The sequence below is a fragment of the Piezobacter thermophilus genome (assembly GCF_055386745.1).
The window spans coordinates 470,825-484,403 of sequence record NZ_AP042380.1 but is presented as its reverse complement, the minus strand read 5'-3'; the positions used below and the strand labels follow the sequence as shown (position 1 = coordinate 484,403).

Annotated in this window: 7 protein-coding genes; 3 read left to right on the top strand and 4 right to left on the bottom strand. The window is 68.6% G+C overall.

Annotated elements, in window-relative coordinates; translation table 11 throughout:
• Positions 1-108: 108 nt before the first annotated feature.
• Genes ACZ5CM_RS02265 through ACZ5CM_RS02255 form a run of 3 tightly spaced genes read right to left on the bottom strand, consistent with a single transcriptional unit; the run spans position 109 to position 3,139 of the window.
• Entirely contained in the window at positions 109-1,257 is a 1,149-nt protein-coding gene (locus ACZ5CM_RS02265) for an ABC transporter permease (protein ID WP_464640886.1), read from the bottom strand.
• Complete coding sequence (locus ACZ5CM_RS02260; RefSeq protein ID WP_464640884.1) at positions 1,254-2,180, bottom strand: ABC transporter ATP-binding protein; 927 nt, start codon at positions 2,178-2,180, stop codon at positions 1,254-1,256. Before ACZ5CM_RS02260 ends, ACZ5CM_RS02265 begins: the two co-directional genes overlap by 4 nt.
• On the bottom strand, positions 2,177-3,139 hold the full coding sequence (locus tag ACZ5CM_RS02255; RefSeq protein ID WP_464640883.1) for an HlyD family secretion protein: 963 nt from the start codon (positions 3,137-3,139) through the stop codon (positions 2,177-2,179). Before ACZ5CM_RS02255 ends, ACZ5CM_RS02260 begins: the two co-directional genes overlap by 4 nt.
• A gap of 280 nt (positions 3,140-3,419) precedes the next feature.
• Here ACZ5CM_RS02255 and ACZ5CM_RS02250 point away from each other — a divergent pair, with 280 nt between their 5' ends.
• Positions 3,420-4,388, top strand: a complete 969-nt coding sequence (locus ACZ5CM_RS02250) for a glycosyltransferase family 2 protein (RefSeq protein WP_464640882.1) — start codon at positions 3,420-3,422, stop codon at positions 4,386-4,388.
• Positions 4,389-4,392: 4 nt separating this feature from the next.
• Here the strand turns inward: ACZ5CM_RS02250 and ACZ5CM_RS02245 are convergent, their stop codons facing one another.
• Positions 4,393-5,145: a WecB/TagA/CpsF family glycosyltransferase gene (locus ACZ5CM_RS02245; RefSeq protein WP_464640880.1), complete on the bottom strand. Its 753-nt coding sequence runs from the start codon at positions 5,143-5,145 to the stop codon at positions 4,393-4,395.
• A 206-nt stretch (positions 5,146-5,351) separates the two neighbouring features.
• Between ACZ5CM_RS02245 and ACZ5CM_RS02240 the strand changes: the two genes are divergently transcribed.
• Positions 5,352-6,815 carry a hypothetical protein gene (locus ACZ5CM_RS02240; protein ID WP_464640879.1) on the top strand — a complete coding sequence of 488 codons (1,464 nt, stop codon included), beginning with the start codon at positions 5,352-5,354 and terminating at the stop codon, positions 6,813-6,815.
• Between the two features lie 249 nt (positions 6,816-7,064).
• Complete coding sequence (locus tag ACZ5CM_RS02235; protein WP_464640877.1) at positions 7,065-13,574, top strand: type I polyketide synthase; 6,510 nt, start codon at positions 7,065-7,067, stop codon at positions 13,572-13,574.
• Positions 13,575-13,579: the final 5 nt, after the last annotated feature.

Here is a 13,579-nt window from a genome sequence, read left to right as displayed (position 1 = left end):
GCCCGACCTTCCGTTCTGCTCCGGGCGCGGCTCGACCGCTCCGCGCCTCGACGGTCAGCCCCCGGCGATGTTCATGCCACGCCTGCGGCAACCGGGCAAGCCCGCCCCTCAGTCGAGCCGCTTGCGAAACCGCAGCGAGGCGACGGCAAGGCCGATCAAGGAAAACCCCGCCAGCCAGATCATGCCGCCGGCAAGTTCGGCCAGGCCCGCATCGCGCAGGACGACGCCCCGGATCATCGAGATGAAATGCGTGGCCGGCAGAATCCGGGCGATGGCCTGCGCCGGTCCGGGCATCCCGTCGAAGGGAAACATGAAGCCCGACAGCAGAATCGACGGCAGCAGCACGAACACCGTCATCTGCATGGCCTGAAGCTGGCTTTTCGCAAGGGTCGAGAACACCAGACCCAGCGACAGGCTGGCAAGGATGAACAGCAGCGTGATCGCCAGCAGCACCCACAGGCTGCCGTTAACCGGAACGTCGAAGATGAGGTATCCGAGCCCGAGAATGATTGCCGTCTGCAGCAGGCCGATCCCGACATAGGGCACGATCTTGCCCAGCATGAGCTCGAAGGGTCTGACCGGGGTGTTGATGAGCATTTCCATGTTGCCGCGCTCGCTTTCCCGCACGATGGCGGCCGAAGTGAACATGATCATGGTCATGGTCAGGATCACCCCGACCAGACCTGGAACGATGTTCACCTCGGTCCGCTGTTCGGGATTGTAGAGCAGCGCCACTTCGAAGGTCGGAACCGCCCGGTTGGCGGTCTGCCGGAACAGTTCGGACAGCGGCATGTTGCGCAGGCTCTTGATGGCGCCGGCCACCATGGTGTCGGAGCTGTCCACCAGCCACTGCCCGACGGGGCGGCCGCTGGTGCCGTTGGAGGAGGCGGCGGGCGGCGCCAGCCCCAGGGCCGGGCTGCGGGCCACCCGGGCGGGCAGGTCGGGGGGCAGGATCAGGACCGCCCGCACGTCCGAAGCCACAAGCGCCCGCTTCGCCTCGGCCACCGTGGCAAGGCGCATCGTCACGTCCACGACCTGGGTTGCCTCGACCATCTGGATCAGGGCCCGGCTCAGCCCGGTCCGGCTCTGATCGACGACGGCGACGGGGACGTGGCGCAGGTTGGTGTTGATCGCATAGCCGAACAGGATGAGCTGGATGAACGGGATCATCACGACCATGGCAAAGGTGGTGCGGTCGCGCCGCAGCTGGACCAGTTCCTTGCGCAGGATCGCTAGGATACGCCGCAGTGATTTCATGCCGCCGCCCTCCGGGTCGCCGAGACGAACACGTCTTCGAGATTCGGGCGCACCACCGCGCATGAAACGGAACTGCCCAGGGCCGCGGCCTGCCGCACATGCCCCGCCGGATCGGCCATCGCCTTGTCCACGAGGACCCGCAGCCTTTCGCCGATCTGGGCGGTCGACAGGATCCCCGCCTGCCCGTCCAGCGCCCGTTTCACCTGCCGCAGGTTGGCGCCCTCGACTTCCACCACATTGGCGTCGAGCGCCGCCATCAGCTCCGGCGGCGCTCCGTCCGCCCGCTTGTGGCCGCGGTCCAGAATGGCAATGCGGTGACAGCGTTCGGCCTCGTCCATGAAATGGGTGGAAACGATGATCGTCGCGCCATCGTCCACGAGGTCGAAAAGCTGCTCCCAGAAGGCGCGGCGCGATTCCGGATCCACCGCCGAGGTCGGTTCGTCGAGAAAAAGCAGCCGCGGCCGGTGCAGAACCGCCGCCGCCAATGCCAGCCGCTGCCGTTGCCCTCCGCTCAGGCTGCCGGCCATCTGCTTTGCCTGCTCGGTGAGGTCGTAGATCTGAAGCAGCTCGTCGATGCGCAGGCGCCGCTCGTGCCGGGTGAGGCCGTAGACATCCGCCGCAAAGCGCAGGTTCTCGAGCACCGTGAGATCCCGGTAGTGGGAAAAGATCTGGGTCATGTAACCGATCTGCCGCTTGAGCGGCTCGGCATTGCCGGGAAGCCGCACGCCCAGCACCTCGGCCTCGCCCGCGGAAGGCCGCAGAATGCCGGTCAGCATCCGCATCAAGGTCGTCTTGCCGCTGCCATTGGGGCCGAGGAAGCCGTAGATCGTGCCGCGATCGATGCGCAGATCGACCGCGTCCACGGCCATCTTGTCGCCGAACCGACGCGTGAGGCCCGATGTCCTGACGACGGTTTCGGTCAAGGCATGTCCACCTGCACGGGCACCCCCACCGGCAGGTCGGCTGCCGATTCGGGCAGGTCGATTTCGGCCAGGTACATCAACCGGCTGCGATCCTCCTGATTGAGCGCGTAATAGGGCGTGAAGGCGGGATCGGCGCTGATCCAGCGCACCGTGCCGCGCAAGGGCGTCTCGAGCCCGTCCACCCGCACCGTCACTTCGTCGCCAGAGGCGACCCTCACCCGCGCCGGTTCCGGCACGTAGACCCGGGCGAAGGGTGCATCCCCCGTCAGGAGCACGGCCACCGGGCTGCCGGCGGAGACGCGCTCGCCCAGGTTCCATGGCAGGCTGTCGAGAACCCCGTCGCGCGAAGCCCGGATCGACAGGTCGTCCAGACGCAGCCGGGCCACATTGACCCGTGCCAGCGCCGAAGCGACGGCCGCCTTGGCCATGCGGATTTCCTCGGGGCGGGCCCCGTTCCTCAGCTCGCGCAGGGCTTCTTCGGCGCTGCGCAGTTCGGCCCGGGCGGCATCGCGCCGGGCGCGGGCGCTGTCGACGCTGGCCTGCGAGCGCGCGTTGCTCCGCGCCAGCGCAAGGTCGCGTTCGAAAGTGGCCTGCGCCTCCTGCAAGGCCGCCCGCGCCCCGGCCACGCGGGCCTCGGCAATGGCGATTTCCTCCTGCCGCGCGCCGGCCTTGAGCTTTTCGAGATTGGCCAGCGCACTGGCCAGCTCCGCGCGGGCGAGCTGAAGATTGGCCCGTTCAATCCGATCGTCGAGCCGCACGAGAACATCGCCCCTGGACACCTCCGTTCCCTCGGGCACCGGCAACTCGGTGACGATGGCGCTGGCGGTCGCGGTCAGCACCACCCGTTCCCGCGCCAGGACGCCCAGCGCGATATCGCTTCTCTCGGACGAACAGCTTTCGAGAAACGACGGCAGACCGATGGCCAGAGACAGCATCAGCGCCGGGAAAATCCCCTGCATGATTCGAAATCCCGTGTTCTTGCGAAGGGATAATGCCCCGCGTGCGACGGCCTGTCCATGTCCCGGCCGGTCCGGCGGAGAACGGCGGCGCCCGACGCCAGCGCCGATCGATTTGCACCCTTTGCCGGTCCTGCACAACGCTCGAAAGCATGTCGCGTTCATTCATATTCACACGACATGCTCCGCCCCCTTGTGATCGCATGTCCGGGAAGCTCAAAACCGGTTCCCACTTTTGAGCGACATGCTCTAGGCTGGCGGCGTCGGAAAGCAGGAGCCGGGCATGGCCGATCCCATCATCGATGCCGTGGTCATCGGTCGCAACGAAGGCGCGCGGCTTGCGGCCTGCCTGGCCTCGCTGGAGGGGCAGGTGCGGCGGGTGGTCTATGTCGATTCGGGGTCCACCGACGGCAGCCCCGACATCGCCGCCGCTGCCGGGGCCGAGGTGGTCGCGCTCGATCTGTCCCGCCCCTTCACCGCCGCGCGGGCGCGCAATGCCGGACTGGCGCGACTTTACGGCGGCGGGGCCGATTTCGTGCAGATGGTGGATGGCGACTGCACCGTGGCGACGGGCTGGGTCGAACGGGCGGCGGCCTTTCTGCGCGACAATCCGAAGGTTGCGGTCGCCTGCGGCCGACGCCGCGAACGCCACCCCGAAGCCTCGCTCTACAATCGCCTGTGCGACCGCGAATGGGATACGCCGGTCGGAGAGGCCCGCGCCTGCGGGGGCGACGCGCTGATGCGGCTCGACGCCCTGCAGGCGGTGGGCGGGTATGATGATGCGCTGATCGCCGGCGAGGAACCCGACCTGTGCCTGCGCCTGCGCGCGAGGGGCTGGAAGATCTGGCGGTTGGACGCGGAGATGACCCTGCATGACGCGAACATGACCCGCGTCAGTCAGTGGTGGGCCCGCGCCCGTCGCGCCGGCCACGCCTTCGCCGAGGGCGCGCACCGCCACGGGCGCAGCCCCGAGCGGCACTGGCTGCGCGAAACCCGCCGCGCGCTGTTCTGGGGGGCGGGCCTTCCCCTGACGATCCTGGCTGTAGCCCCGCTGCAGCCCTGGGCGCTGCTCGCGCTTCTGGCCTGGCCGGTGCAGGTGATCCGCATCGCCCTGGCCAATGGCGGCAGCCGGGGCGACTGGGAATATGCCTTCTTCGTCACTCTGGCGAAATTTCCCGAGGCCCTTGGCGTGCTGTCCTTCCACTGGAGGCGGCTGCGCGGCAAACGCCCGGAGTTGATCGAATACAAGTAGCCCTTCACCGGCGGCGCTGGCGCAGGGCCGCCACCACCTGCCCCGGCAGTATGGCGAAGCACCTGGCATAGCGCGGCCCCAGCCGCAGCGGGTCGCTCAGCGCCCGCCACAGCCATTCCAGCCCGACCCGGCGCATCCACGGCGGCGCCCGGCGCTGATGCCCGCCCAGAAAGTCGAGCCCCGCGCCGATACAGGCAAAACCCACCGCCGGTGCCCGCGCCCGCCCGCGCAGGGCCAGGGTCTCCTGCCGGGGCGCGCCCAGGGCCAGAAAGCACAGCCGCACGCCCCCCTCGCGCAGCCGGTCGAGGATCGCGTCGGCCTCGGGCCCCTGGGGATCTAAGCCGCGCGAAGGGGCAATGCACAGGACGATGCGCAGCCCCTCCACCTGCGCGGCAAGCACCCGCGCCGCATCCTCCAGCGCCGCCTGCGTGCTGCCGACCAGCGCCACCGGCATGCCCTCCTGCACCGCCAGCCGGCACAGCGGCAACACCAGGTCGGACCCCGGCAGCAACTCTACCAGGCGCCCGGCCAGCCGCGACAGCAGAACCACCGGGCGACCATCGGCAACCACCAGATCCTGGGCCGCATAGACCCGGGCGAAATCTTCCGAGGCCGTCATCTTCACCAGATGGTCCAGATTGACCGTGGCCAGAGCAAAGCCCTCGCCCGCGCGGAACCTTCGGCGAATCTCGCCCTCCAGCGCCGCACGGGTGGGCATGTTGACCGCCACCGTCCCGCCGCGAAAGATGAACCGCATGTGCTCTGTGCCCTCCGGCCGACAGGTTCCCCGCCCCGCCCGGCCCCGTCAAGGCCGACGCCACAGCCGGACGCACCGGGGACAGAGGCGTTGCCCCACGGTCATCTCCGCAGCGCGGTTTTCGGCAAATTCCCGGCACGGGCGAGACAGCGGCCGCCGCGGCGGCTAGACTGGACCCGAGCAACCCTTCGGAGCAGCCGCACCCGATGCCCAACGCTTTCGCCTATCTGATGCTGCTGATCTGGCCCGTGGTCTGCGTGGTACTGTTCCGCCGCCTGTCGCTGGAACGCGCGATCATCTGGAGCATTCTCGGCGGCTACCTGCTGCTGCCGCCCAGGGCCAGTTTCGACCTGCCGCTGGTGCCGGAACTCGACAAGTTCTCGATCGCCAGCCTGAGCGCATTCTTCATCTGCGTGGCCGTGATGAAGAAGCCGGTGCGCCTGTGGCCGGAATCGGCCGCCGGGCGGGCGCTGATCGTGCTGTTCGTGCTGGGCGTGGTGCCGACGGTCCTGACCAATGGCGACCCGATCCTGTTCCGCTACGGGCCGAACGCCGACCCCCTGCACCCCGGCACCGACGGGATACCCGGAATGACGATCCGCGACCTTCTGTCGGTAGTGGCACAGCGGGCAATCGTGCTGCTGCCCTTCCTTCTGGCCCGGCAATATCTTTCGACCGAACGCGGCCTGCGCGAGATCCTGGTGGCGCTGGTGGTGGCCGGGCTTGCCTACTCGGTGCCCGCGCTGATCGAGATCCGCCTCAGCCCGCAGCTCAACACCTGGATCTACGGCTTCTTCCAGCACAGCTTTGCCCAGATGATACGCGATGGCGGCTTCCGCCCCATCGTGTTCCTGCCCCATGCGCTGTGGCTGGCATTCTTCCTGGTCGCCACCATCCTTGCCGCCGCGGCCATGACCCGCAGCGCGCCCGAACCCGCCCGCAGCCGCTATCTGCTGGCGATGATCTGGCTTGCCGGCGTTCTGTTCCTGAGCAAGAACCTCGCCGCGCAGCTTTACGCCGTGGCCTTTGCGCCGCTGGTCCTGTTCGCCTCGCCAAGGATGCAGATCAGGGTCGCGATTCTCCTTGCCGTGGTCGCAGTGATCTATCCGGTTCTGCGCAACAGCGGCCTTATCCCGACCGAGCAGATCCTGCAGCAGGCGCTCGACTTCGACCCGTCGCGCGCGCAGTCGCTGGAATACCGCTGGACCAACGAGGATCTGCTTCTGGCGCGGGCGGCCGAACGGCCGTGGTTCGGGTGGGGAAGCTGGGGACGGAACCTCGTCTACGATGCCGAGACCGGCCAGCGCCTGACCATCCCGGACGGGCGCTGGATCATCGTCTTCGGCGCCTGGGGCTGGGCCGGTTACGTGGCCGAGATGGGCCTGCTTGCCCTGCCCATCCTTCTGGTCGCGCGGCGCGCCCGGGTCGCGCACGGCGCCGGCATTTCCCGCCATGCGGCCGCGGTCGCAGTCATTCTTGCAGCGAACATGGTGGACATGCTGCTGAACGCGACGCTGATCCCGTTCACCTGGCTGTGCGCGGGGGCGGTTCTGGGCCACGCGGAACGGTTGCGCAACCCGGTTGGACACGACATCCCGAACCACCCGTCGGGCAAAGGCCCGATGATCGGCGGACCCCCGCCGGTCAAGGGACGACGGACGGTTCTGTAGAAACGATTTTCCTTCCCGGTAAAACAGTTTGTTTTCGATTTGGAACCAATAGCCGGATATTCGGCAATTTTCGCCACGCACCGGAAACGGAAAAACCTCCGGGCCTCAAGAATTTTCAAATTATTTACAAAACCTTGCGCGATTCGAACCCGACCTGTGCTTTACTGTTTCTAGGTGGAACCGGCGCCGGGCTGCAATAATGATCGCGTTGGGTTGAACAAATCGTTTACCGAGTCGATTGGCCGAGATATGGGACCTGGGGGTAACAAGTACTACGACGGCGATATCGCCATTGTCGGAATGTCGGTCAGGGTGCCGGGGGCGGAAAGCCTTGCGCAATACTGGGACAATCTCCGCCGCGGCGTGGAGTCGGTGCGCCGGCTTGATCGCAACGCCCTGATCGCGGCTGGCGAGAACCCCGACCTGATCGACGATCCCGATTACGTTCCTGCCTCGGCCCCGCTGGAGGGGTTCGCCGAATTCGATGCGGATTTCTTCGGCTTCGGCCCGAAGGAGGCGGCAATCCTCGACCCCCAGCACCGCAAGTTTCTGGAAACCGCGTGGGAGGCGATGGAAATTGCCGGCCACCCGCCGCAATCGCTTGGCGGGCGCGTGGGCGTATTCGCCGGATGCGGGATGGGAAGCTATTTCAATTTCAATATCTGCTCCAATCCCGACCTGCTCGAAGAGGTCGGCATGTTCCTTCTGCGCCATACCGGCAACGACAAGGATTTCCTGGCCACACGCGCAAGCCATATCTTCGACCTGAACGGCCCGTCGGTGAATATCCAGACGGCCTGTTCGACCTCGCTGGTGGCGGTTCACTACGCCTGCAAGGCCCTGCGCGACGGCGAATGCGACATGGCACTGGCCGGCGGCGCAACGATCGAGCTGCCGCAGGGGCGCGGCTATCTCTACAGGGAAAACGAAATTCTCAGCCCGGACGGGCATTGCCACGCCTTCGACCATCGCGCGCAGGGCACCGTGTTCGGCTCGGGCGCTGGGGCGGTGGCGCTGCGGCGGCTCGACGATGCGCTGGCCGACGGGGACCATGTCTGGGCCATCATCAAGGGCAGCGCGATCAACAATGACGGCGCCGCCAAGGCTGGCTATCTCGCACCCTCGGTCGACGGGCAGGCCGCAGCGGTGCGCGCGGCGCTCAAGGCCGCGGGCGTGAGCGCCGACACGGTGGATTACGTGGAATGCCACGGCACCGGCACCTTCCTCGGCGATCCCATCGAGGTGTCGGCCCTGGCGCAGGCCTTTCGCGGCGACACGCAGGCCACGGGGTTCTGCCGCATCGGCTCGGTCAAGACCAATATCGGGCATCTGGACACGGCGGCCGGGGTCGCCGGGCTGATCAAGGCGGCGCTGGCACTGCATCACCGCCAGATCCCGCCAAGCCTGAATTTCGAGGCCCCGAACCCGGCGATCGACTTCGCGCACAGCCCGTTCCGGGTGGCCGACCGCCTGACCGAATGGCCCGCCGGCAGCGGTCCGCGCCGCGCCGGGGTCAACTCGCTCGGCGTGGGCGGCACCAATGCGCATGTGATCCTCGAAGAGGCGCCCGACCGCCCCGCTTCGGACGCGGCCGAATTTCCCTTCCATGTGCTCTGCCTGTCGGCGCGCAACAAGGCGGCGCTGGATGCCAATGCCAAGGCGCTGGCCGCGCATCTGCGCGCCAACCCCGACCTGCCGCTCGCGGACGTGGCCTGGACGCTGAAGGAGGGCCGCCGCGCCTTCGAAAAGCGGCGGGTTCTGGTGGCGGAAACGGCGGCCGAGGCCGCCGCCCTGCTGGAAAGCGGCGATGCGCGCCGGGTTTTCACCCACGAGATCGCCGGAACAAGACCCGAGGTCGTCTTCATGTTCCCCGGCGGCGGCGCACAATATGCCGGCATGGCCCGCGACCTGTACGAGACCGAGCCCGTCTTCGCCGAATGGATGGACCGCGGGCTGGATCACCTGGCCGGCCGCGCGGATCTCGACCTTCATGCGCTCTGGCTGCCCGAGCCGGGGCAGGAAGCGCAGGCAGAAGCGCGGCTCGACCGGCCCTCGGTGCAGTTGCCGCTGATTGCGCTGGTCGAGTACGCGCTGGCGCAGCTGTGGATCAGCTGGGGCGTGCGGCCGGCCGCGATGATCGGGCATTCGATGGGCGAGAACGTCGCCGCCTGCCTTGCCGGAGTGATGTCCTTCGAGGACTGCCTCGACCTTGTCGTGCTGCGCGGGCGCCTGTTCGACTCGGTTCCCGCCGGCGGGATGCTGAGCATCCCGCTGCCGGTGGACGAGGTGAAGGCCCTGGTCGGGGACGAACTGGACATTGCCAGCGTGAACGCGCCGGGGCTGACCGCCGTATCCGGCCCGCGGGACGCGCTGGAGCGCCTGTCACGCAGGCTGGATGGGGACGGGGTGGATCACCAGCGCATCCGCATCGGCATCGCCGCGCATTCGAGGATTCTCGACCCGATCCTTGACGACTACCGCGCCTTCCTGCGCGGGATCGGCCTGAAGGCTCCGCAACTTCCGGTGATTTCCAACCGGACCGGGGCCGAGCTGTCGGCCGAACAGGCGACCGATCCCGACTACTGGGTGGAACAGCTGCGGCGCACCGTCCGTTTCGCGGACGGTCTGGCCACGCTGGGCGAAAACCCCGAACGGGTGTTCCTCGAAGTCGGTCCCGGTCACGCGCTGAGCACGCTGGCGCGCATGAACCCTGCCGTTGCGCCCGGGCGGGCACTGGCCACGCTGCGCCACCCCGACGAGGACATCGCCGACGATGCCTTCTTTCTTGGCGTCATCGGGCGGCTCTGGGCCTGCGGAGTCGAGGCCGACTGGACACAGATCTGGGGCGAGGCCCGCCGCCACCGCCTTCCCCTGCCGACCTATGCGTTCCAGACACGGCGCTATTTCATCGAACCGGGCAGGCAGGACAGCCCGCAAAAGGCCGCGATCCCGGAAAGGGAAGAGGACATTGCCCGCTGGGGCTGGCGGCGCGCATGGAAACCGCGCCATGCCGATTGCGACATCGACGTGGAGCGGGAACTCGACGCCGAACTCCATGACTGGCTGATCTTCGAGGACGATGCCGGCATTGCCGCCGACCTGGCCGACCGGCTGGTGCAGGCCGGACACCGGGTCAGCCGGGTGCGCGCGGGCGACGCTTTCGCGCGGCTGTCCGAGGATTTGTTCACCATCGCCCCGGAACAGGCACGCGAGGGGCTGGAGGCACTGTTCGGAGAGCTTTCCTCCGCCGGCCGCCTGCCCGACCGTATCGCGCATTTCTGGCTGGTGACCGAACGGGAAAGCTGGCGCCCCGGCTCCAGCTTCTTCGACCGCAACCTCGAACACGGGTTCCACACGCTCACGGCGCTGGGACAGGTTCTGGGCGGGATGGACCTGCCCGGCCCGGTGCACCTGACGGTCGTGACCTCGGGCGCGGCGCAGGTCCGCGACGAGTCCCTCCCTCACCCGGAAAAGGCGATGATCGCGGGCCCGGTGGGGGTGATCCCGCGGGAAATACCGGGGGTGAGCTGTTCTTCCCTCGACATCGAGCTGCCCCGGCGTCCGGCGCGCGGCCTGTTTGCCCGGCCCCGCGACACGGACGCGCCACGCGCCGCGCTGACCGAGAGGCTTCTGGAAGAGCTGATGGCCACCCCCGCCAATGTCACCGCCGCCCTGCGCGGCGAGAGGCGCTTCGAGCTGGTCCACCGCCCCGAACCTCTGGACACCACCGCCGATTCCGCCCCGTTCGGCGGCGGCGGCGCCTGGCTCATCACCGGCGGGTTCGGCGGCATCGGGCTGACGATTGCCGCAGATCTGGTACGGCGGCACGGGGCCCGGGCCGCGCTGCTGTCGCGCACGCCGCTGCCCCCGCGCGAGACATGGGCGGACCAGCTGGAAACGCACGCGGCCGACGACCCGATCTGCCGCCGCATCCGCGCCATGCAGCAGCTGGAATCGCTGGGCCGCGGCGCGGTCATGGACGTGGCGGCGGATGTTGCCAATATCGACCGGATGCGCGAAGCCGTAGTCCGCATCGAGGCACGCTTGGGCCCGGTCACCGGCGTGATCCACGCCGCCGGGCATATCGAGGACGGCCCGCTGCTGTCGCGCACGCCCGACGAAATCCGGCGCGTGTTCGCACCCAAGGTGACCGGGCTGAAAGTGCTGGAAGAGCTGTTCCCCGACGGCAGGCTTGAACAGATGATCCTGTTCTCCTCCACCTCCACCGTCACCCGGCCGGCCGGACAGGTCGATTACGTGGCCGCCAACGAATATCTCAACGCCTGGGCCAGGTCGCGGCAGGGCGGAAAGACGCGGGTCTGCGCCATCAACTGGGGGGTGTGGGCCGATACCGGCATGGCCGCCGAGGCCATGGAACGACGGCTTGGCACCGACAGCCCCGAACGCCTTCCCGCCGGCGCGCCGCTTCTGGACGAGGGCGGGCGCGACGGCCGGGGCAACCGCTTTTTCGTGACCCGCCTCGATGCCGCGAAGCACTGGGTCCTGGACCAGCACCGCACCGGTGCGGGCGTGGCGCTCATGCCCGGCACCGGGTTTCTCGAACTTGCCGCCGAGGCGATGACCGAAACCGGAAAGGACGGCGCCTTCGCCATTCGCGACCTGTATTTCTTCCGCCCGCTGGACGTGGCCGACGGCACCTCGCGCGAGGCCGTGCTGCGGCTGAAGCCGGATGGCGAAGGGCTAGCCTTCACCGTGCATGGCCAGATGCCGGGCGGCTATGCGCTGTGCGCGCAGGCCCGCCTCGTGCCGCTGGCCGCGGCGGCGCAACCGGCACCGGTCGATCCGGCCGCGATCCGGTGCCGCTGCCCGAAGGTCGAGACGGCCGACGACGAATCCGGCCTTCGCTCGCTGCAAGAGGCGCATCTGCGCTTTGGCCCGCACTGGCGCGTGCTGCGCGAAACCGCGCGCGGCGATGGCGAAGGGCTCGCCCGGCTGGAACTGCCCCCCGCCCTGCGCGGCGAGTCCGAATTCCGGCTTCACCCCGGGCTGATGGACATTGCCACCGGCTGGGCGATCAGGCTGGCCCCGTCCTACGACCCGTCGCGCCTGTGGGTGCCGGTGTCCTATGGCGAGGTGCGGGTGTTCCGCCCGCTGGAGGCCGAGATCCTCAGCTGGGTCCGGCTGGGCGAGGCGGGCGGGTCCACCGACGGGTTCGCCGAGTTCGACGTGACCCTGACCGATACGGACGGCAATGTCCTGGTCGAGATCCGCCGCTTCCGCATGAAGCGACTGGATGGCGAACTGGATTTCACCCCGCCCCCGCGCCCGGACGCGGATGCTGCATCTCTCGGCCTGACCGGGCGCCGCCCGGACGTGCCGCTTTCGCCCGAGGAAAAGCGCCTGCATCGCCTCGTCGCCCGTGGCATCCGGGCCGAGGAAGGTCCCGAAGCCCTGCGCCGGGCCCTGTTGCGGGCGGCGGCAAGATCCCTGCCCGAACTCATCGTCAGCCCGCTGGATCTGCCCGGCCTGATCGCCCTGGCCGACAGCGCGCAAGCCAAACCCGTGCAATCCGGGCAAAGCTTTGACCGCCCCGAACTCGACACCGACTACGTGGCGCCGCGCAACGCGGTGGAAGAAACCCTGGCCGGCTGTTTCGAGGCCTTGCTGGGCCTGTCGCGGGTGGGCGTCGAGGACAGCTTCTTCGACCTCGGAGGACATTCGCTGATCGCGGTGCGGCTGTTTGCCCGGATCAAGGCGGCCTTCGGCGTCGATTTCCCGATTTCCGTCCTGTTCGAGGCCCCCACCGTCGCGGCGCTGGCGCGGCGGATCGGCCCGGCCGCCGGCGGGGCAGAGCAGCAAGACCGGGACGGCGCGCAGGCCCCGGCCGGGGTCGCCCGGACAGATGATTTCCGCCACCTTGTCGCGCTTCACCCCGGTCCGGGGGGCGACAGGGCGCCGATCTTCATCGTCGCCGGCATGTTCGGCAACGTGCTGAACCTGCGCCACCTTGCCCTGCTCCTGGGGCGCGATCGCCCGGTGTTCGGGCTTCAGGCGCGCGGGCTGATCGGCGAAGACGAACCGCATCGCTCCATCCCCGAGGCCGCGGCCGACTACATTGCCGAGATGCGCCGGGCCGGGGCGAAAGGCCCCTGGCTTCTGGGCGGGTTCTCGGGCGGGGGCATCACCGCCTGGGAGATGGCCCGACAGCTGACCGAGGCCGGCGACGAGGTGGCGCTGCTGGCCATGCTGGATACCCCGCTGCCGGTGCGCCCCGCACTGTCCCGCCGGGACAAGGCGTTGATCAAGATTCAGGAGTTCCGCCGCAAGGGCGCGGGCTATGCGGGCGAATGGCTGCGCAACCGCATCGCGTGGGAATTGCACAAGCGCCGGCAGGGAACCCGTACAACCGGGGCACCGGATACCGATCACGGCTTCAACAACCGCCGGATCGAACTGGCCTTCCGCGAAGCGGTGGGCCGCTATGACGCCAGACCCTGGAACGGGCCGGTCACGCTGTTCCGTCCGCCGCTGGACCGGCACTGGAAGGTGTCGGGCGGTCGCTGGGTCAGCGCGGCGCGGGAGTATGTCCTGCACGACAACGGCTGGACCAGCCGGGCCCCGGATCTCGAAGTCGTCGAAGTGCCCGGCGACCACGACAGCATGGTGCTGGAGCCTCATGTCACCGTGCTGGCCGAGGAACTGCGCGCGCGCCTTGCCCGCAGCGGCGCCGATGGCGGGGACAAGCCGAATCCCGGTGACGATGATGCAAACTGGCACAGCCGGGCGGCAGCGGAGTGATGACC